Source organism: Marinobacter sp. CH_CUG1437-1 (genome assembly GCF_037029655.1).
Classification (GTDB): Bacteria; Pseudomonadota; Gammaproteobacteria; order Pseudomonadales; family Oleiphilaceae; genus Marinobacter; species Marinobacter salsuginis.
In genome coordinates this window covers 21,399-40,459 of record NZ_JAYMEW010000003.1, presented here as the reverse complement: position 1 = coordinate 40,459, position 19,061 = coordinate 21,399, and the positions used below count along the sequence as shown (strand labels likewise).

General features: G+C 54.1%; 16 protein-coding genes. 11 read left to right on the top strand and 5 right to left on the bottom strand.

The window, feature by feature from the left end; translation table 11 throughout:
* Positions 1–13: 13 nt before the first annotated feature.
* Entirely contained in the window at positions 14–721 is a 708-nt protein-coding gene (locus WA411_RS08910) for a Crp/Fnr family transcriptional regulator (RefSeq protein ID WP_069181821.1), read from the top strand.
* A 94-nt stretch (positions 722–815) separates the two neighbouring features.
* On the opposite strand, the gene wrbA is transcribed toward WA411_RS08910, so the two are convergent.
* Positions 816–1,415, bottom strand: a complete 600-nt coding sequence (gene wrbA, locus WA411_RS08905) for an NAD(P)H:quinone oxidoreductase (RefSeq protein WP_069181822.1) — start codon at positions 1,413–1,415, stop codon at positions 816–818.
* 166 nt (positions 1,416–1,581) lie between these two features.
* Here wrbA and trhA point away from each other — a divergent pair, with 166 nt between their 5' ends.
* Positions 1,582–2,271, top strand: coding sequence for a PAQR family membrane homeostasis protein TrhA (gene trhA, locus WA411_RS08900; RefSeq protein WP_291906600.1), 690 nt, complete (start codon positions 1,582–1,584; stop codon positions 2,269–2,271).
* Here the strand turns inward: trhA and WA411_RS08895 are convergent, their stop codons facing one another.
* Positions 2,272–2,835, bottom strand: a complete 564-nt coding sequence (locus tag WA411_RS08895) for a Yip1 family protein (RefSeq protein ID WP_291906602.1) — start codon at positions 2,833–2,835, stop codon at positions 2,272–2,274. It abuts the gene before it with no gap.
* Between the two features lie 94 nt (positions 2,836–2,929).
* On the opposite strand from WA411_RS08895, the gene WA411_RS08890 reads away from it, so the two are divergent.
* From WA411_RS08890 to WA411_RS08880, 3 genes are all read left to right on the top strand, one after another.
* Positions 2,930–4,066 carry an NnrS family protein gene (locus WA411_RS08890; RefSeq protein WP_291906604.1) on the top strand — a complete coding sequence of 379 codons (1,137 nt, stop codon included), beginning with the start codon at positions 2,930–2,932 and terminating at the stop codon, positions 4,064–4,066.
* Between the two features lie 254 nt (positions 4,067–4,320).
* Entirely contained in the window at positions 4,321–5,952 is a 1,632-nt protein-coding gene (locus tag WA411_RS08885; protein WP_291906605.1) for an antiporter, read from the top strand.
* 163 nt (positions 5,953–6,115) lie between these two features.
* Entirely contained in the window at positions 6,116–6,532 is a 417-nt protein-coding gene (locus WA411_RS08880; protein ID WP_291906607.1) for a globin, read from the top strand.
* Positions 6,533–6,625: 93 nt separating this feature from the next.
* Here the strand turns inward: WA411_RS08880 and WA411_RS08875 are convergent, their stop codons facing one another.
* Both WA411_RS08875 and WA411_RS08870 read right to left on the bottom strand, forming a co-directional pair.
* Positions 6,626–8,128, bottom strand: coding sequence for an MFS transporter (locus WA411_RS08875; RefSeq protein WP_136631285.1), 1,503 nt, complete (start codon positions 8,126–8,128; stop codon positions 6,626–6,628).
* A 47-nt stretch (positions 8,129–8,175) separates the two neighbouring features.
* Positions 8,176–8,637: a universal stress protein gene (locus WA411_RS08870; RefSeq protein ID WP_069181828.1), complete on the bottom strand. Its 462-nt coding sequence runs from the start codon at positions 8,635–8,637 to the stop codon at positions 8,176–8,178.
* 309 nt (positions 8,638–8,946) lie between these two features.
* Between WA411_RS08870 and WA411_RS08865 the strand changes: the two genes are divergently transcribed.
* Both WA411_RS08865 and WA411_RS08860 read left to right on the top strand, forming a co-directional pair.
* Positions 8,947–10,269, top strand: coding sequence for an MFS transporter (locus WA411_RS08865; RefSeq protein ID WP_291906609.1), 1,323 nt, complete (start codon positions 8,947–8,949; stop codon positions 10,267–10,269).
* 87 nt (positions 10,270–10,356) lie between these two features.
* Positions 10,357–10,815: an EVE domain-containing protein gene (locus WA411_RS08860; RefSeq protein ID WP_291906611.1), complete on the top strand. Its 459-nt coding sequence runs from the start codon at positions 10,357–10,359 to the stop codon at positions 10,813–10,815.
* A 24-nt stretch (positions 10,816–10,839) separates the two neighbouring features.
* Here the strand turns inward: WA411_RS08860 and WA411_RS08855 are convergent, their stop codons facing one another.
* Positions 10,840–12,192 carry a hypothetical protein gene (locus WA411_RS08855; RefSeq protein ID WP_291906613.1) on the bottom strand — a complete coding sequence of 451 codons (1,353 nt, stop codon included), beginning with the start codon at positions 12,190–12,192 and terminating at the stop codon, positions 10,840–10,842.
* A gap of 220 nt (positions 12,193–12,412) precedes the next feature.
* Here WA411_RS08855 and WA411_RS08850 point away from each other — a divergent pair, with 220 nt between their 5' ends.
* Genes WA411_RS08850 through WA411_RS08835 form a run of 4 tightly spaced genes read left to right on the top strand, consistent with a single transcriptional unit; the run spans position 12,413 to position 19,056 of the window.
* On the top strand, positions 12,413–13,048 hold the full coding sequence (locus WA411_RS08850) for an ion transporter (protein ID WP_291906615.1): 636 nt from the start codon (positions 12,413–12,415) through the stop codon (positions 13,046–13,048).
* A 40-nt stretch (positions 13,049–13,088) separates the two neighbouring features.
* Entirely contained in the window at positions 13,089–14,282 is a 1,194-nt protein-coding gene (locus tag WA411_RS08845; RefSeq protein ID WP_291906617.1) for a tyrosine-type recombinase/integrase, read from the top strand.
* Positions 14,279–16,375 (top strand): hypothetical protein, encoded by a 2,097-nt coding sequence (locus WA411_RS08840; RefSeq protein WP_291906619.1) that lies wholly within the window; start codon positions 14,279–14,281, stop codon positions 16,373–16,375. The genes WA411_RS08845 and WA411_RS08840 overlap by 4 nt, the downstream gene beginning before the upstream one ends.
* A complete protein-coding gene (locus WA411_RS08835; RefSeq protein WP_291906621.1) occupies positions 16,372–19,056 on the top strand; it encodes a hypothetical protein in 2,685 nt (894 codons plus the stop codon). Before WA411_RS08840 ends, WA411_RS08835 begins: the two co-directional genes overlap by 4 nt.
* The last annotated feature ends 5 nt before the right edge of the window (positions 19,057–19,061 follow it).

The window sequence follows — 19,061 nt, the reverse complement described above, 5'->3', positions numbered from 1 at the left end:
CAGGGTCAACGCCATGAACAGCATCTTCAGGCCAGACGTTTCCTCCGCCCCCTGCATGTTGGGAGAAAACAACCCCGATATTATCCAGCAGGATGCCGCACCTGAGTCGGCCGCCTTGCTGAATGGTCTAAGCCGGGTCTTTGGTATTCGCCTGGCGGGTCACGAGAATGATCCGGACGCACGGTTTCTGGCAGACCTCGCGCGACTTTTCCATCTTTGTCGGGTTGATTCTGAGACCGCTCTGGAAAAACACGATAAACCCTGGGCAAACGTGTATCTGGTTCAGTACGGCATACTACGGCTGTTCCGGGAAGCACCCAGTGGCAAGGTGTCCGTGCACCATTTCTTTTCTGAAGGCGATATGGTCTGGCCGGTTTTTGGCCGTAGCCGAACCGTCAGAAATACCCTCTGCCTGACTTCAGTAACGCCGGTAACAGCGTGGGTTGCCGACTTCGCTGCCTTCCGGTCTGCAATCCAGTCTCACGGTGAGGGACTCTGGCCCCAGTTCGCCCTTGCCCTGACGGAAGAAATTGCCGAGCTGACCAGCATGAGAGAGTTCCGCAAGCACACCATGCCGGCAAGAGAACGATACAAGTTACTGCTTGAGGAATACCCGGAGCTGGTTAAACGGGTACCGGATAATCAACTGGCATCATGGCTCGGCGTCGTGCCAGCGACCTTTTCCCGGCTGAAAACCGCGAGTGCGAAAAGTAGGCCATGAGGCGACACGCCAACCAGGCACAACATAAAAAAAGGGCAGCACGCTCTCGCCTGCTGCCCTGGAAAACGCTCAACGCTTTGGTAATGCTTCAGATTCAGCCGTGCAGTTTTACCGCCAGCTCGGCCACATGCTTGCCCTGGAAGCGGGCGATGGCCAATTCTTTCTCACTCGGCTGCCGTGAGCCGTCGCCCCCGGCGATGGTTGACGCCCCGTAAGGCGTTCCGCCATTCACTTCCGAGATGTCGAAAAACTCAGGGATACCATAGCCCAAGGGGACGATCACCATGCCGTGATGGGCCAGGGTGGTCCAGAATGAGCTGATGGTGTGCTCTTGCCCACCACCGGTGCCTGTAGAGGTAAACACGCTCGCCACCTTGCCGTGGAGTTTGCCCTCAGCCCACAGCCCACCGGTCTGATCGAGGAACGTCCGCATTTGACCGGCCATGTTGCCGAACCGGGTCGGTGTGCCAAAAATCACCGCGTCGTATTCGGCCAGTTCTTTCGGGTCGGCTACGGGAGCTTGCTGGTCAGCCTTACCGCCAGCGCCCAGGAACGCCTGATCAGACATGGTTTCCGGCACCCGCTTAATCGTAACTTCGGCGCCATCAACCTCTTTGGCACCTTCGGCAATGGTATTTGCCATCGTCTCGATGTGGCCGTACATGGAGTAATAAAGAACAAGTACTTTTGCCATCTGAAAAACCTCCTCTGTCCGAAATCTGTTATACGCATGCTAACCAGCGGTGGACTCGAGAGAAATCGGAACTTTTCCGACAGGTTGTTCAGTTTTTCTGAACAGCTTCACAAGATGGTCACCATCAGCCATTGCGTACACGTGTACGCTCAAGTATTTTATGGACATGGCTTACAAGGAAGACCTCTCAGTGACAGCATCTGTATCCGCGACACAGAACATCCATCACCGCATTGAAGAGTGGCTGAACAGTGCCACCCACGGCCTGGGCGCCATATTGAGTGTTATTGGCACGATTGCGCTGATCGTGGGCGCCAGTCAGGTCGGGGATGCCTGGAAAATTGTGAGCTTCAGTATTTTCGGCGCTTCCCTGATTCTGCTCTACCTGGCGTCCGCCCTGTATCACGGTGCCCGGCGGCCAGAACTGAAAAGGGCATTCAAAACCCTTGATCATTGCGCCATTTTTCTGCTGATCGCCGGAACCTACACGCCGTTTCTGCTTGTGAACATGCGTGGAACGGTGGGCTGGACCCTGTTTGCTGTGATCTGGTCACTGGCGATCACTGGCGTGGTGCTGAAGGTGATTTTCAAGAACCGCTTCAAGCTCGCAAGGGTCGGCATCTATGTGGCCATGGGCTGGCTGATCACGTTCGCCTCCTCGGACCTGGTGGCCAACCTGAGTGAAACAGCCCTGAACCTGACGATTGCCGGCGGCATTGTGTACACCGCCGGTGTCGCCTTCTACCTGGCCGACCGCATACCTTATATGCACGCGATCTGGCACCTGTTCGTGATCGGCGGCAGCGCCTGCCACTTCAGTGCCATCTATTTTGGCGTCCTGCCCCATACGGTCTGATCAGAACGCCCAAACCATCGCCATCAGCACCCCCCATGCCAGCAAAGACGCCGACATAACGGTGTAGGTGGCGGACATGACCACCACATCATTATCGCTTCGTTCGCAGAATGAGCGAACGCCCTGGTACACCAAAGCACAAGACAGGAACAAGGCGGCAAACACCGCCACAACGCTTACTGCCAGCGCAGGCACCAGAAGTGCCAGTGATGACAGCCAGAGCGGCAGCGGCGCAATTGCAGCCAGCAAATAGGCATCCTGATAACTGATTTTCAGTTGATGACTGCCCATGACGGCGTGGATGAGCCAGCCCATCACGAAGAACGTGAGTAACTCTGCCAGGAAAAAAATAGTGGTGATAAACCGCCACTCTTTGCCTCCGAACCCTTGCATGAAGGCGTCTCCGTACTGCGTGCCGGCGAAGTAAAGCAGCACCGGCGGCAGAAACGACATGGGCACGACCACCACCCATGCCAGGAACGGAATGGACAGGTCAAGGCGCCGAAGCTCTGACCAGGCGCCATTGCCAGAGAATGGTAGACGGGCAAGTTGTGTAATATTCATGATGCACCTTTAAAATGTTTCCCGCGTTATTTTTACTGATAGTTTCGGTGCGCCGAACGGTCAAGGATACGAGATGACTTCGGACAACTCAGGCATGCCACGAAAGAACATTCATGCGTTCTGGCTATTCTTCCCTGCCGCATCGCTGTTCGCCGCCTTGACTGTTCCCCTGTCGGTTTTCAGTGTGCTGTCCGGGACAGGTTGGCCACCTGGTTTGCTGGGGGCGGGACACGGCCACGAACTGATATTCGGCTTCGCCCTGGCTCTTGTCGCCGGCTACACGCTTGGTCCTCAACCGTACCGGGTGCTTACCGTACTCTTCGTACTCTGGTTACTCGCGAGGGTGAGCTGGATCCTGGCCCCGGAAAGCCTTGCTGCCCAACTTTTGAGCCCGGCTTTCGCCCTCTTGCTGGCGCGCCACGCCGTCCCGAGATTTCAGGCAGCCAAAAAGTGGCGCAACCGGGTTGCCGGCCCGCTGATTCTGCTTCTTTGCCTGTTGTCAGCGGTTTTCTGGCTCGCCAGCAACACACCGGCCGCAAGCACACCGGCATTTCCCGATAGCCGCCAGGTACTGACAACCGCCATTGTTGGTTTGCTGCTTCTGATGACGTTTATCGGTGGACGCATCATCGCCCCGGCCGTAGCGGGCACGTTGGAAAAGCGGGGCATTCCCCTTGAGGCCCGGGTTCAGCCACGCGTTGAGGGAACGCTTCTGGCCACGTTGCTGCTGGCACTGCTGCTCAGTTTTCTGCCAATCGCGACCCCGGCCGTGGGGATGCTGTTGCTGGTTTCGGGCTTTCTGATTGTGTTTCGTACCGTTCGGTGGAAACTCTGGCATTGTCGAAACCGGCCGGACTTACTGGCCCTGGCAATTGGCTACCTGTGGCTGGCTTCAGGAGCTGTCGCAAGCGGGTTCAGCCTTCTGAACAAAAGCGACCCAATCCCCTACATGCACCTTACTACGGTTGGCGCCCTCGGCACACTTTCCACCGGCGTTATGTTGCGCCTGGCCTGGCAGCGAGCCAGACGAATGACACCACCTGGCTGGCAGGTTGTGGGTATCGCCTCCGGCATGGCCGTTGCCGCAATAGCCCGCTTCTATGCAGGGCAAACGCCCTTTCTTGAACCGGCTGCTCTCTGGCTCTCAGCGGCGAGCTGGTCCTTAACCTATGGTTTTGTGGCGCTGCAGGTGGCTTTGCTGTTCCGACACGGCCAGAACCGCCGGAAATGATTGGCTACCTCCACTGCGCTGATGGCCGCCTTGGCTACCCCCTTCGGAATATCCCCATCGCATCCAACTGATTTATATAGCTTTTAAAGAGCAAAAACAGGACACCAATGGCTCCTGAAAACCAGTCACTCATCACGTAATTCTGTCCTTGAGAAATATCAAGAATTCCTCCCGGCCCTGCTTTGCACAATGGCACAAAGCCCTGACGCCTCGAACCTGAGGCCACGGGTCAGGTAAACCGAGGAGCACAAATCATGGCCAACAGCACAGCGAGCGCCGAACAAATCGGCGCGAAGAACAGGACAAACGCTGACATCGAAAACTGGGATGTCGAAAGCGAAGAATTCTGGCAACGGGAAGGCAAGCGCATTGCGTCCCGCAACCTCTGGATTTCCATACCCAGCCTTCTGATGGGCTTTGCCGTCTGGCTGATGTGGGGAATGATCACCACCCAGATGAAAAACCTGGGCTTTCCATTCAGTATCGAGCAGCTGTTTACCCTGTCTGCGATTGCCGGCCTGTCTGGGGCAACTCTGCGGATCCCGGCCTCGTTCATGATCAAGATTGCCGGCGGACGAAACACGGTGTTCCTGACCACCGCCCTGCTGATGATTCCTGCTGCCGGTACCGGCATTGCCCTGATGAATCCGGATACTCCGTTTCTTGTCTTCCAGGCCCTGGCACTGCTCTCCGGCATCGGTGGCGGTAACTTTGCATGCTCCATGAGCAACATCAGCACCTTCTACCCGAAAAGCAAGCAGGGCTATGGCCTGGGCATGAATGCCGGTCTCGGTAACTTCGGCGTGACCACCATGCAGGTGCTCATTCCGCTGGTGATGACTGTCGGTATCTTCGGCGCCCTGGCCGGTGACCCGATGCAACTACAGAGCCCCAGCGGCACGCTGATTGGCCGAATCGAAGCGGGTACCGATACCTGGATCCAGAACGCCGGGTTTATCTGGCTCGTTTTTCTGATTCCGCTCGCGTTTGCCGGCTGGTTTGGCATGAACAACCTGAAAGTGGTTACCCCAAATCCCGGTAAACCGCTTTCGGCCTTTGGCAAGATTCTGGGGCTCTACGGCGTAGGCATTCTCGCCTCTATCGCAGGCGTCTGGGCCCTGGGTGTATTGAACATGTGGCTGGCCCTGCCTCTGACGATTGTACTCACGCTGATTCTTCTGCGGCTGATACCGGGCGACATCAAGCCCAACATCCAGGCCCAGTTCGCGATCTTCAGCAACAAGCACACCTGGTCCATGACTGTCCTCTACATCCTTACCTTTGGATCATTCATCGGCTTCTCCGCTGCCCTGCCGCTGTCTATCAGCGTTATCTTCGGCAACATGATGGAAGTAGCGGCCGATGGCACGGTCACCCGCGTGGTGAACCCGGATGCGCCCAGCGCACTCACCTGGGCTTGGATGGGACCGTTTGTAGGCGCGCTGATTCGCCCCGTGGGCGGCTGGATTTCTGACAAGGTGGGAGGCTCCATTGTTACCCAGATCATCTCGGTTGTGATGGTTGCAGCCTCTGTAGCAACCGGTTATGTGATGATGCTGGCCTACAACTCCACCGATCCGAACGCCTACTTTGCGCCGTTCCTGATCCTGTTCATCATCATGTTCGCGGCCAGTGGTATCGGTAACGGCTCTACCTTCCGCAGCATTGGCTTTATCTTCAACCAGCAGCAGAAGGGCCCGGTCCTGGGCTGGACCTCCGCGGTTGCCGCCTACGGCGCATTTATCGCCCCGCGGGTGATGGGTCAGGAAATCCAGGCCGGCACTCCGGAAGTGGCCATGTACGGGTTTGCGGTGTTCTATGCACTCTGCCTGGTGGTTAACTGGTGGTTCTACCTGCGCAAGAACGCGTACATCAAGAATCCCTGATAACAGCCTCTTTTAACAACCGGTGCCCGTCAAAGGCGCCGGTTTTTTTTACGTCTGCATTCCAGCGGGCCCTGCCTCCCCATCTGCACCGAATGACGCCCACGCCGGCAAATGCTAGATTCAGGATATTGGATTAATTCCCGACAAAGCCAGGGAGCCAGCCATGTCCTTCGAAGAGCTCTTCGATGCAAGCTACGAACGCGTGCTTCAGCCCCGCCCCGGCTTCCCGGACTTCTTTGAAGCCTTCTACCGCCGGTTCCTGATGGCTTCGCCGGAGGTGCGAGCATTGTTCCGCAATACCGATATGGCGGTTCAGCGGAGTATGCTGAAGAAATCCTTTTTCAGTCTGGTAGCGTTTTATGCCAGCGGCAACGTGGACGATGTTCTCCACCGGATTGCCTGCCTGCACAGTGCCCGCCACCTGAGTATCAAGCCCCACCTCTACGATCTCTGGTTGGACTGCCTGACGGATACAGTAAGAGCTTATGACTGGGAGTGCAGCGACGATACAGAACTGGCCTGGCGCCTGGTGCTGAGCCCTGGCATCACCTACATGAAATTCAGCTACGATCACTTCTGATCGACGGGCGTGAACCTTATTGGGGACGGCTCAAGCAAACGCAAAAAAGCCGCCGGGCAATGCCTCGGCGGCTTTCTCTTTGACAGCTACGGATTAGCTGGTAGCGGCAGCCTGACGGCGACGCTCCTCTTCCTCGATTTGCAGATCCACAGAAGACACGTGGTATTCCTCGGAGAACCCGCTTTCCGGCTCTTTCAGCCACATCATGCACAGCAACCAGCTTATAAACGCACCGCCGGCAATGATGTAGAAGAACTGGGTCGGGGTTACGAAGGTGAAGATAGTCAGGTAAACCACCGCACCCACGTTGCCATAGGCGCCCGCCATGCCGGAAATCTGGCCGGTCAGGCGCCGCTTGATGGAGGGGATAATGCCGAAGGTGGCGCCTTCTGCCCCCTGCACGAAGAAGGACGTGAATACAGTAATGCCCACGGCAATGATCAGCGGCCAGTTGGAGTTCATCAGCCCCATAAGCGCGAAGCCGACAGAAATGCCGAACATGTAGCTGAGCATCACAAACCGGCGGTTACCCATTCGATCTGATACCAGGCCACCCATGGGGCGCGCCACCAGGTTCACGAAGGCAAAGGAGGCAGCGATAAGGCCGGCAGCGGTCGCGCTCAGGCTCCAGGTTTCCTCGAAGAACATCGGCAGCATAGAGACTACCGCCAGCTCGGCACCAAAGTTGGCGAAGTAGGTACTGTTCAGAGCGGCAACGCTGTTGAACGGGTACTTGTCATCTTCGGGCACGCCTTTTTTCAGGATCGGCACATTCACCCGCAGGATCTGGATAATCTGGTAGGTCACGATGGCCACAATAACCGCGTAGCAAATAGCGGCGCCGGTGGCGCTCAGATAGCCCATGTTCTCGATGCGCCATACCAGGATCGCCAGCACGCCCACCAGGGGAATGGTCCAGAGGATAAGCTTGATCATGTCGCCCCAGCTGCTGACTTCCAGCGCTACGGCCTTGCGGGGCTTACGGTGGACTGTGCCGGCCGGACCGTCGGTAATCGCAAACCAGTAATACACGCCATAGGCCGCCATCACGATCGCGCTCTGGGCGATGGCCCAGCGCCAGCCGTCCTCACCGCCATACATGTGCAGCGCGATGGTTGGCAGGGTAATGGCCGCAGCGGCAGAGCCGAAGTTGCCCCAACCGGCATAGAAGCCCTCGGCAAAACCGATGTCTTTGGGCTTGAACCACATGGCGGTCATGTGGATACCGACCACGAAGCTGGCACCGATAGAGCTGAGCACCAGACGGCTGACCAGCAGTTGCGTCATGGTATTACCAAAGGCAAACACCAGAGCCGGGATGGACATCAGGACCATCAGAACGGAAAACACCCGACGGGGACCAAAACGGTCCAGGGCCATGCCCACGATGATCCGGGCAGGAATGGTCAATGCCACGTTGCAGATAGCAAACAGGCGGAGGTCATCGGCGGTCAGCCAATTGACGCTTTTGAGCATGCTCGATGCCAGCGGCGCCATGTTGAACCACACATAGAAGGTAATAAAGAATGCAATCCAGGTCAGGTGCAGTGCCCTGACTTCAGGATTCTTGACGTGGAAAACGTCTGCGACTTTCATGTCAGCCTCCCTGGGCTTTCAGATTCAGAAACGGTTGCTGGCCAGACTCAACGGCTGGGCAGAATAAGAAGCGGGCACTGGATGCGGCGGGCAAGGAATGAGCTCACGCTGCCGAAGGTCATGTAATCCAGTTCGTCCACGAAATAGGTCAGTGAGCGGGCGATGAAGCCACCGTCGGGCTCATGGCTGTGGCGCGCGATAACCAGCATGTCCGGGTGGACCTTCTTTTCCGCGGCGAACAGCAGCATTTTTCTGGGGTCGCCCTCCAGAAGCATGTTCTCGGCTGAAATCTGTTCCTGGTCACATAACTCCATGGCCTCAGCCAGGTGCTTTTTGAGCTCTGATACTTCTTCCTGGAACAGGTCTTCGTTTCCGGAGGTGATGTCCCGCGGATTCTCGGCCACTGCAACCAGGGTGATTACAGGTTTGAGATCGCGAAACATGGTGATGGTCTGAGCCAGCGCCAACCTGGCATTTCGCGATCCGTCGTAGGCAATCATGATTTTCATTTCTGGGTTCTCCCGAGGGCGTTTTGCCCCCCTCTCAAAGGCGATTTCAAAAGGCATCCATTGATATCTGTCAGCATTAGCCCACACTCTGGTGGCGCCCATAATTGACGTATATCAACCCTTTCAACGCGTACCCCACGAGAGAAATCAAGGGCCTATCCCCTGCGCGCCAAAACCCTCAAATTGCCTACCACCACTGCACCCAGCAGGAGGTACCTCCAATGCCCCGCATGAAAAAACCCTGTTTTTGGTATGGTTTAAGAGGTGCTTTCAGACAGCACTCGATGGATATTTGAAAGGAGGGGAAAAATGGCCATTAGCCCGTCAAAACCCGAGCAATATCGAGCGCTGGGTTTATCCACTTTCGCCTTCACCCTGTGCTTTGCGGTGTGGACCATTTTCTCCATCATCGGGATTCGCATAAGCGAAGATCTCGGGCTCTCGGATACCCAGTTGGGTCTGCTGATGGCGACGCCAATTCTGACCGGCTCGGTAAGCAGGCTATTCCTCGGCATATGGACAGACCGGTATGGCGGTCGCTGGGTATTCGGCATTCTGATGCTGACCACTGCCGCCTGCGTGTATCTGCTCACCTTCGCTACGACCTACCTCATGCTGTTGATCGGTGCCCTGGGTGTGGGCCTGGCAGGCGGGGCTTTCATCGTGGGGGTGGCCTACACGGCGGCCTGGTTTGAACCGGAGCACCAGGGCACAGCGCTGGGCATTTTCGGAGCGGGCAACGTGGGGGCGGCAGTAACCAACTTTGGCGCGCCCTTCCTGCTGGTGGCATTCGGCTGGGAAAGCACGGCACAGATCTATGCCACTGTACTGGCAATCATGGGCGTTGCCTTCATCCTGTTGGCCAAGGAAGATCCCCTGGCCGCAGAGCGGGCCGGCAGCAAGTCCAAGACCTTCCTTGAGCAGATGGAACCCCTGAGGGAACTGAGGGTCTGGCGTTTTGCCCTGTATTATTTCTTCGTGTTCGGCGCCTTTGTGGCTTTGGCACTTTGGCTGCCGCACTTCCTGATTGGCGTATACGGCCTGGACATCAAGACCGCGGGCATCATTGCCGCGCTTTACACCATCCCGGCTTCCCTGTTCCGGATTCTGGGCGGCTGGATGTCAGACCGTTTCGGCGCCCGCCGGGTCATGTACTGGACCTTCGGTGCTTCGGTTCTGTGCACGTTTCTGCTGAGCTATCCGCCCACCGATTACGTGGTCCAGGGCATTGATGGCGATATCCGCTTTACGCTGGCCATGAACCTGCCCATGTTCGTTGCTCTGATCTTTATCCTCGGATTCTTCATGTCCCTCGGCAAGGCAGCCGTGTACAAGCACATTCCGGTCTACTACCCCATGCACGTCGGCGCTGTAGGCGGCGTGGTTGGCATGATTGGCGGGCTTGGAGGGTTCATCCTGCCACTGACCTTCGGCGTCCTGAACGACCTTACAGGCATCTGGCAGAGCTGCTTTATGCTGATGTTCGTGATCGTGGCAGCTGCCCTGGCTTGGATGCACTACGCAATCCGCTCTGCCGAGCGTGTGGAGTGGGCCGCAAACGAGGAAAGAACCGACCTCCCGGAACTGGCCTCGCCACAGCTGTTTTATCCGCTTAACCGCAAAAAGCCCTGACCGGGCATGACCCTGCGCCTCTGTGCCCCCTCTCCGGGGGCTTTTTTTGGCTTATAATTCAGGCGAATTCAGTGATGGGAGGACTCAATGGCCAAGTGGCTGGTTAAATCAGAGCCCGCGGAATGCGGCATCGAGGATTTCGCCAAGGCGCCAAACGGGATTATCCCGTGGGACGGCGTGCGCAACTACCAGGCCCGCAACTTTCTGGCCCGCATGGCAGAAGGCGACGAAGTCTTCCTGTACCACTCCAGCTGCAAACACATCGGAATTGCCGGTATCGTCATGGTTGTTCGCAGCGCCTATCCCGACCCCACCCAGTTTGACCCGGAATCGCCCTACCACGATGCCAAGAGCACGAAGGAAAAGCCTCGCTGGCAGGCTGTAGACATGAAGTACGTCCGCACGCTGCCAAAGCTGATCCCGCTGGATGAGCTGAAATCCATGGCCGGGCTCGAAAACCTGCCTCTGGTGCGCAAAGGTAACCGGCTTTCCGTCATGCCGGTCGGTGAAGAGGAATGGCAGATCATCCTGAACCAGGCTGGCTGAGACCCGGGATCTGCCACCTACCAATCACTCGTCGTGCGGAATCGGATCCGGGCTCCGGTCCCAGCCTACCAGAGCCAGGGTTGCCACCACGCCGATCAACAGCCCCATCCACGGTTCGAAGAAAGCCAGCGCTGCACCAATCAGAACCACCGTGCCCCGGGAAGCATTATCCCTTGGAATCGACATGGCAATGTAGGCGCAGGCAAAGCCGGTCAGCACCAGGGTCAGCGACAGAGCGACGCCCAGCAGCGGTTTGAGCCCTGTCAGCAACGGCAGAAGGAAGAAGATGAACGGCAGGCCCATCAGATAGTAGGAAGCCAGGCCGCTGTGCAGGCTGTTCATGGCCTTCGGCCCCTGCTTCCAGCGCTGCACAACGATCACATGCACCCCGGTCCAGACCGCTCCCTGGGTCGGGAAGAACGGCGCAACAATGCCCATGATCGCGTTGCGGATCGAGAGGGAGAAGTGGGTACGATTGAGGTTGATATCCACGTGTTCGTCCTTGCGCACCTTCAAACCGTCCCGAAGCACTTCGTTCCCTGTGACCAGATCGCCAAAAAGAATGATGTAAGCAATCAGCGCCAGCGGAATACTCTGGAGAATCATCTCCTGGGACGGCCAGCCTATCGCCAAAGGCGAAACCTTCGCCAAGGCTTCGCCCAGCGGTGGCACCAGGATTCCCCACTGGATATCGAAGTTCACCTCACCGACTAACGGCCCGACAATGGCTGCAGCCAGAAAGCCCGGTAGCAGGCCAAGGGCTCCCAGCATGAAGAAGAACCGGCTGCGCTCCTTGAGCTTCTGCATCGGAATCGAGAAGGTGAAGATCAGGCAAATGGCGCAGGCAAGCCCCGTCGCAATGGGTTGCTCAAGGAGAAAACGTTCAGCATCGTCGACAAACACCCGCTTGAGTGCTGCAATCGAGGCGCCCAGGATAATGCCCGCCTTGAGTGTGTCTGGCAACCAGATCACGAAACGCCGGCCCAGGCCGGTTATTCCCAGAAACAGCACAAGGGTGGCAAATACCAGGCTCAGCGCGGTCATTGCCTGGAACCGGCTTACCGGGTCCTCATAACCCCCTATGACAAACGCCAGAATCAGGGGCAAGGCCGGAGTAATCCAGCCTCCCGCGTAAGGCTCACCAAAGACGATCACCGCCGAGGCGATCAGGGAGGCGTGAACCATGGACAGTGCGACGGCTTCTTCAAAACTCAGGCCAAAGAAGGCGGTCATCACCGGTATCAATGCCAGGCCTGTGGCGGCAGAAACAAACAGCCCCTGTAGGAACTCGGACCAGCACAGGCGCGTGTGGTAAAACGGCACGCGGAAGGTAAACGGCCCCCAGCGCCAGCCGGCTAACTCCGGTCTGTCTTCCATGGAATGTCACTCGCTTTTTGGTTTTATTTTCGGTGACCTGATTATGGGAAGGGTTTCCGGATCGCACGAATGAATATTTCTGATCAAGCTGAATAACTCAGACTTATTACATATTGCCGCTTCCCCCTCAGGGAGGCACTACCATCCTTCAGGCTATCCAATTCAATCCCGGCCCTTTAGAATTCGGCCTTCCCCGAATTATCTGGAGCCGCCGTCTGCCATGTCGTCCCAATTAAGCCCCGCCTCCGGTTTCGAGAGACTCCGCCGTATTGAATCCAGCAAGGTTTTCCAGGGCGCCGTCATTACCATCATCATTTTGTCGGCGCTGACCATTGGCGCCAAAACCTATGATCTGCCGCCCCTGGTGGAGAAGTCGCTCATCGTGATGGACAACGCCATCACCCTCTTCTTCCTGGTGGAAATCCTGTTCCGTTTCGGTGTGTGTGCCAACAAAAAACGCTTTCTGTTCGACGGCTGGAACCTGTTCGACACCCTGGTGGTCATCGGTAGCCTGGTTCCGCTCGATAATTCCGAAGCGGTGTTGCTGGGGCGCCTGCTGAGGGTGTTCCGGGTGTTGCGCCTGGTGTCGGTGGTGCCCGAACTCAGGTTCCTGATCAACTCGCTGTTAAAAGCGATCCCGCGCATGGGCTATATCGCCCTGCTGATGTTCATCATCTTCTACATATACGCGGCCATGGGTTCCATGTTCTTCGCCAGCGTGGACGAGGAACTGTGGGGCGACGTGGCCATAGCCATGCTGACGCTGTTCCGGGTGGCCACCTTCGAGGACTGGACGGACGTGATGTTTTCGAGATCACAAAACAGTCTAAGAAAGTGTTGTTCTTTATCCATTTAATCTGATTATACTAATGATAACTAAATTATTGGATTATGTTGTGCTCATCCAAGTAGAAAAGTTTGCAAACAGAACATATGACGGCTACTCGCTGGAGCCATACTGGGTGATCTATAACGAACGCTGGAAGCCACCGTTGGCGCCACTTTTGTTTACTACATTTCTTGCCCGATTCAACACTGTTTTCGAAGCCCGACTTTTCTCGAGTGGAGCAACGCAGAGAAATGGTGGAGAAAAAGTTGAATTGATTGAGAGGACGATATCTGATTCGACGATTCGTGCCTATGTATATGCTCTCGCAAAATTTCTAAGCTACCTGGAGGAATGTCGCTTGGAAGACCAAACGCCCGGTATGCATGCGTCAACATCCTGCAGTGAAAGATTCGTGAATCACTATTTGAATGCAGTCCTCGCTCGCCGACTGAAGTCACCTTCATCGCTTGCCACCCATCGATCAGCGCTTATCGCTTACTACAACTTTCTCCACTACATGGAATTTACGCCTCGTTTGAGATTGGAAATCTCTAGACGCACGAGGCAGGCAATGGCCGAAAGCAGTACCAAACAGCATTACATCCAATACATACCTCGGCACTCACGCAGCGCATTGATTGGACATTGCCGCACTTTAGCTGAAAAACTGATGATGCGAATGGGATTCGAGGTTGGCCTGCGGACCTCCGAGCTACCAGGTCTTCGCATACCTGCTCTGCAAAAACTATTTCTCCAACTTAACAATAAAGATTTTGAAAACGTCGAGCTGTTCAAATTCTGGTTAGAGGGCAGATATACCAAAACAGGTAAGTCGCGATGGATCTATTTTGATCGTGAACTTCTTCGCGATATGCAGCGATACTACGAGACAGAGCGACAATGGCTGATTGATGCTAGTGCAAGCAATCATGAAAGTTTTTTTCTCCGAACCGACCAAGGTGGCCTTGGCAAGGAAATCAGCAAGAGCCACGCCACAAATGTTTTCAGGAAAAGAGCAAAAGCGGCGGGTCTCAAACCTGAATTTTCGTTTCATGATCTGCGTCATACATTTGCTACTGAGCTGTTTCATGAGGAAGTCACAGGCCCAGAAGGCAGAGAGACACGCTCCGAATCGGCAGCACTTATTGTCGTTGCACAGCGGCTTGGGCACTCCATAACCAAAAACGGTCATGCGCCAGAGGTGACGACTCGGTACATACGGATGCGCATACAGATGCAAGAAATGGAGGGGATCTTTTGACCGAAGTTAACGACACGGTTAAGGAATCTTCCTATGACGACGAAATGAGCAGGGCTTTTGATCAGACCTTGCCCAAATTAGTGGCATCAGCTGGCATCAGCTCAACCCGAATTGCTTTCAAAAGGCGATCTGGTGCAACTGTAACGATCGAGTTGGAACACGACAATCAATATCACCGAGCCATATTCAAGACTTTTTACGCATCTTCTCAAACATCGTGGTTTAGAAACCTCTCTGAGAGATCCCAGATAGACCGTTTTGAAACTTTCAAAGGCTTTGTAAATTGGCTGAACAACACTGAACACGAAACTTTTGAGGTCAGACGCTACCAATGCCTCAAAGACGACGAATCATCAAAGATGAACGACGAAGGTTGTAAGAGTTCTCCAATTAAATCTCTTATTCCCGCTTTCAAAGCCGGTCTCGGAAGCAAGTCTCTGACTGAGGAAGAATACTCCTTCATGACGACGCTTTTAAGACTGTCAAAAGCAGCCAGAAACGCAAATCCAGAGCCTTACACGCTTACAGACTGGCTCGCTTTGCCCTGGTTAAGATCGATTCTCGGTGAGCATAAATATTTGTCACTGGAGAGTCCCAGTCGGCTATTAACAAGCTTTCGCGTCACAGTGGCGGCGACACTATCTTACCTGCTCGAAGTACGAGCACGTTGGCAAAAACAGGCTCTGGGCATGACCGAACCACAACTCTCCCAAAATAGTTGGTTTGAGAGTTGGAATATCAACGTACTCCAGCGCTGTGGCGCTTTCGAAGCACATGGTGAGCCGGCGGATGATTTAACACGTCTGCTGTTACTCGACTTCACTAGGCCCGACAAGCAAGCCCAAATCAAACTACTCATCGCGAGAGAAGGACTTGGAGGACTGAGGAGGAAGCCGTATGTCGACGGAAAGCCCACGCGACCATGGCAGCCTCCTGCTCTTTTTCACCCTGAGTACCAGCATTCGTACTCTCCCTTGGAGGAGTGTCTAATGGCCTGGCTAGTAGCCTGCGAAACAGTGCAACCCACCGATATCAATAAACTCAAAACCACTGATTACGCCTACGAACACAATTCTTCTGGCCGCCTAATTGCAATGCAATGCCGCTACTATAAAGGACGAGCGGGATCTTCACGTGAACCAGCCATGCTAATGGCCTCAGATTGCTGGACCAAAGCACAGTATGCTTACATCAATGGACTGCCATATGCTGGGAGGCTTTTTAGTTTCGATGTCTCCAGACAGAAACCAATGCCCAACATCACTGAAAACCCCAATAGCATCTCCAGGCACACAGATATGATATTGCTATGGAACCTATGGCAATTACCACAACTCCAATCCCGAATCGCTAACGCAACCAAAGCCGTCGGCACCCCAACAATATTTTTGGATGCTGTTTTGGCGCTAAAGGAAGGAAGTGAGACTTGGCATTCCAATACAGGAAAAAGTAATGGAACCTTGGAAAACTATAGAAATTCCGTTTCTAGACCCCTACCCACAGTCTTATTCAGTCTGACTCATATAAAAACTACTGCGGTTCACGCTGGGTCGGATCAATACCGTGAGGGAGACCTTATCAATCACCACTCACATACGTCTCGGACAGAAAAACATTCTTACTTGACCGACGCAAATAAGGATTTTGTAAACCGTGCAGGGCGAATCACACGCCTTATACTCAATGATCTTGAAAATGTCGTTTACCAGCCATCAGTCAGTTCGATGGCGAATGCCCTGAAAGATTTGGAGCTGCGCAGCCGAGTAATTGATGCCACAGGATCTGATAATGCTCAGGTTCAAACGCTCTACCCTCCTTCAAAGCAACACGAAACGGACGGTCTGATAATTGTGCCTGACACTGTCGAACAGGCTCTAATGTTCATACATGCAATCGACCAAGCCGAGAATAAATATAAGCAACTGCTTACTGTTCGGCCAGACTGGGTAGAGCGAACCCTGCTGGTTCAGTTGGAGTGGATGACTCGCACATTGCAGAAGATGAGATCCGAAAGCGCCGCACGAGAACAGTATCGCAACCTTAAGCCCCACCTCCCCCCCATGTTTGATCACTTTCTAGAGACTCAAGAATGACAACTCTGACTGCTCGAGACGAATCGTTCCGGCTTGATGGTAGAGAACTCGACGCACGTTTGAGCGCGCTGCCTGGAAACCATAATAACTCTCTCGTGGACGATTCGTGGTCGTTCATTGACCACAACAAATACCTTCACAACATAAACTTTAACGAGACTTTGGCTCTTTCCCGTGCCTATCCGGAGTGGAAACATTTGAGGGGTGTCAACTCAGTATTGTTGGTCAAAGGTCTTTGGACATTACTCGCCGAACATTTAACAATTTCGACTTACCCCCTTATTTTCCGAAACCTCATGCTCTGGATGTGGGCCATGGCAGAACATAATGCCGATGTCATCACCCGTGAAAACCTTCCAAACCTCATAAAATTTGTTTTGACTCATACTTGGTCTCGCGAAGGTCCAGTTCCATCAAGAGTATTAAAGGGCAAGCTGACACTCCAGAGGCCAACCTTGCAAAACCTGAAAACAGTTTGTGAGGAAATGGGGTTACCCTTAATCAGCCGAAAAATCTCAGAAGCGCAGGTTAGCGCTACCTTAAAAACACTTATTCCCGAAATAGCAGACGGCGAGCTCACTTACCAAGACTGGAGGCAAGGGAAAAGCTTTAACCTACTTACGCTGGATCACGGTCGCTATTACGTGGAGCACTGTCTGAACTTTTTCGAAGAACATGCTCCACTCGCTATAGCGCTGCGACAAACACAACAAGAATTGCCGAAAATTGCCAAAAAACTCAAGATCAAACCTCAAACACTGAAAGCCATTCTACCCCGGATTCTCGAAGGCAATTCCCCTGAGGAATTTTCTTCGCTAAGTCCGAGATATATCCGCCGCATCCAGCCAGTCGTGCTCAAACATTTCTGGTCTCTCCATCGGCAGACTCGCTTTGAATGTAAGCTCTTGGAAGAGGATATATTGAGAGAAATCGCATTCAAATTTCGATTGGCCGCGTCTCCAGACAACGTAGACCGCTTGCGAGTTGTGATTTGGAACTGGCTTCAGACTCGTGACCAGAAAGAAACGCAGCGCCTCCTTCACGGATGTCACGAAGACGTGTCGTGGTCTTCTTTTTTAGAGGCATTGAACGAAGTCAAACAGCGATGCGATGACATGCCCAATTTTTCGCCCACAGTTGCATTTTTTAAGTCTTTTGACCTTCAACCGGAGGGAGCTGTACACGAAACTAAAGCAAATAAACGAGGCCTGCTGGGACAATTTATTAACCGAGTCGCAAAGGCCGGATTAACCAACGTTGCGGCATTAACAGGGTGGCGGAAAAGCGAGTTCGGTTTCCCTTTTACGGCGATTCAGCAAACTCACAACAAAGACAAACTTGATGAGTACGCCTTTCCTCACCGATACCAGATCGATTGGTATGTGCACAAAACCAATGGGCAAGTCCGTGAATTACGTGAGGTGACTTTCAGCACGATTACAATTATTGAACGACTAAAGCGCCTTAACTGCACGGGGGAAAATCAACCATGTCTGTATTCAACGAAATCTTCGAAGAGAAATCAATTCGATTCCAGTATAGCGGTTAATATCGCTGTTACGGCACTGTGGCCTCATTTTGTTTTTAAGTATCCAGGTTTCGAGGAGATCGACGACTGGAAATCATGGCAAACACTGACCCAAATCGAAGCCTCGGGCAACGTTCTTACAATGGCACAACATCAGGAACGAGAGCGCCTTCTTAAAATTAAAGGCGCCGCGGAGTGGAACAGTTTCACCGTAGACGAAAATTTACAGGAGGCCCGGAGACAGGTTCGCGAACAATGGCCAATGCTCTCGTTTGCATGGACCAAGAACAGTGAAGCTAGCGATTGGGTATTACAATATCGGCACGGCGTATTGCGCTCCGATTGGGCTGCACTTCTTGATACTCAACTCTCCGATGAAACCAAGACCTGGCTGTCCTCATTAAGCGACAAAGAATGCAAATCCAATGCAGTAGTTGGAAGAGTGCTGATGAACGAGCTATTGGCTGAGGCGCTGTATCCGAGCCCTCATGCGTTTCGGCATATGTGGGCTGAGGCTATTTATCGGCGTTTTGATGGGGATGCCGGCTGGATGATTCGCTCCCAGTTTAAGCACATTAGTCGCACCATGTGGCTCTCCTATATCCGCAACAAGGACAACCGCGCAGGCCATCAGCGTGCAAAACTCAGGGTAATCCACTCGTTAGTAAGAAACTACATCCAACACCACGGAGAGGGATACGCTGGTCAGATGAACAAGCTGCTTCGGCGACTATCACGTTCAACCCAGGTACTAAGTTCCGAGCAGCAAATGGAGCTCGCAGACCAATTGGCGACAAAGGAAATCGAAAACATTAAAGCTAATCCTTGGGGCTACTGCCTTCTGATGCGCCGGACGCGCCACAAAGCCAAATGCGCTGAAGGTGGCGAACCGATGCGCCACAATGCGTCGCCAGAATTATGCCTCGGATGCCTTCACAATTTCATGCAGACCCAGAATGTAGAGTGGATGTTGCTTACAATTATTCACCATGTCGAGGCCCTCAATGACCCTGTTGTACCGGGTATTTTCAAGCACTCCTCCTACGAACTGGTTAGCAATACTGCACGCCATCTCCGAACACTAAACGCAACACACGAAGCACTCCCGGAATTGGAGACCGCCCTAGAGAACTATCGATTGGGGGCTGCATGATGGTA

Bases quoted from the DNA above. Each gene is read 5' to 3' on its own strand.
- WA411_RS08910 (WP_069181821.1), top strand. From the start codon at position 14: ATGAACAGCATCTTCAGGCCAGACGTTTCCTCCGCCCCCTGCATGTTG.
- wrbA (WP_069181822.1), bottom strand. From the start codon at position 1,415: ATGGCAAAAGTACTTGTTCTTTATTACTCCATGTACGGCCACATCGAG.
- trhA (WP_291906600.1), top strand. From the start codon at position 1,582: ATGGCTTACAAGGAAGACCTCTCAGTGACAGCATCTGTATCCGCGACA.
- WA411_RS08895 (WP_291906602.1), bottom strand. From the start codon at position 2,835: ATGAATATTACACAACTTGCCCGTCTACCATTCTCTGGCAATGGCGCC.
- WA411_RS08890 (WP_291906604.1), top strand. From the start codon at position 2,930: ATGCCACGAAAGAACATTCATGCGTTCTGGCTATTCTTCCCTGCCGCA.
- WA411_RS08885 (WP_291906605.1), top strand. From the start codon at position 4,321: ATGGCCAACAGCACAGCGAGCGCCGAACAAATCGGCGCGAAGAACAGG.
- WA411_RS08880 (WP_291906607.1), top strand. From the start codon at position 6,116: ATGTCCTTCGAAGAGCTCTTCGATGCAAGCTACGAACGCGTGCTTCAG.
- WA411_RS08875 (WP_136631285.1), bottom strand. From the start codon at position 8,128: ATGAAAGTCGCAGACGTTTTCCACGTCAAGAATCCTGAAGTCAGGGCA.
- WA411_RS08870 (WP_069181828.1), bottom strand. From the start codon at position 8,637: ATGAAAATCATGATTGCCTACGACGGATCGCGAAATGCCAGGTTGGCG.
- WA411_RS08865 (WP_291906609.1), top strand. From the start codon at position 8,947: ATGGCCATTAGCCCGTCAAAACCCGAGCAATATCGAGCGCTGGGTTTA.
- WA411_RS08860 (WP_291906611.1), top strand. From the start codon at position 10,357: ATGGCCAAGTGGCTGGTTAAATCAGAGCCCGCGGAATGCGGCATCGAG.
- WA411_RS08855 (WP_291906613.1), bottom strand. From the start codon at position 12,192: ATGGAAGACAGACCGGAGTTAGCCGGCTGGCGCTGGGGGCCGTTTACC.
- WA411_RS08850 (WP_291906615.1), top strand. From the start codon at position 12,413: ATGTCGTCCCAATTAAGCCCCGCCTCCGGTTTCGAGAGACTCCGCCGT.
- WA411_RS08835 (WP_291906621.1), top strand. From the start codon at position 16,372: ATGACAACTCTGACTGCTCGAGACGAATCGTTCCGGCTTGATGGTAGA.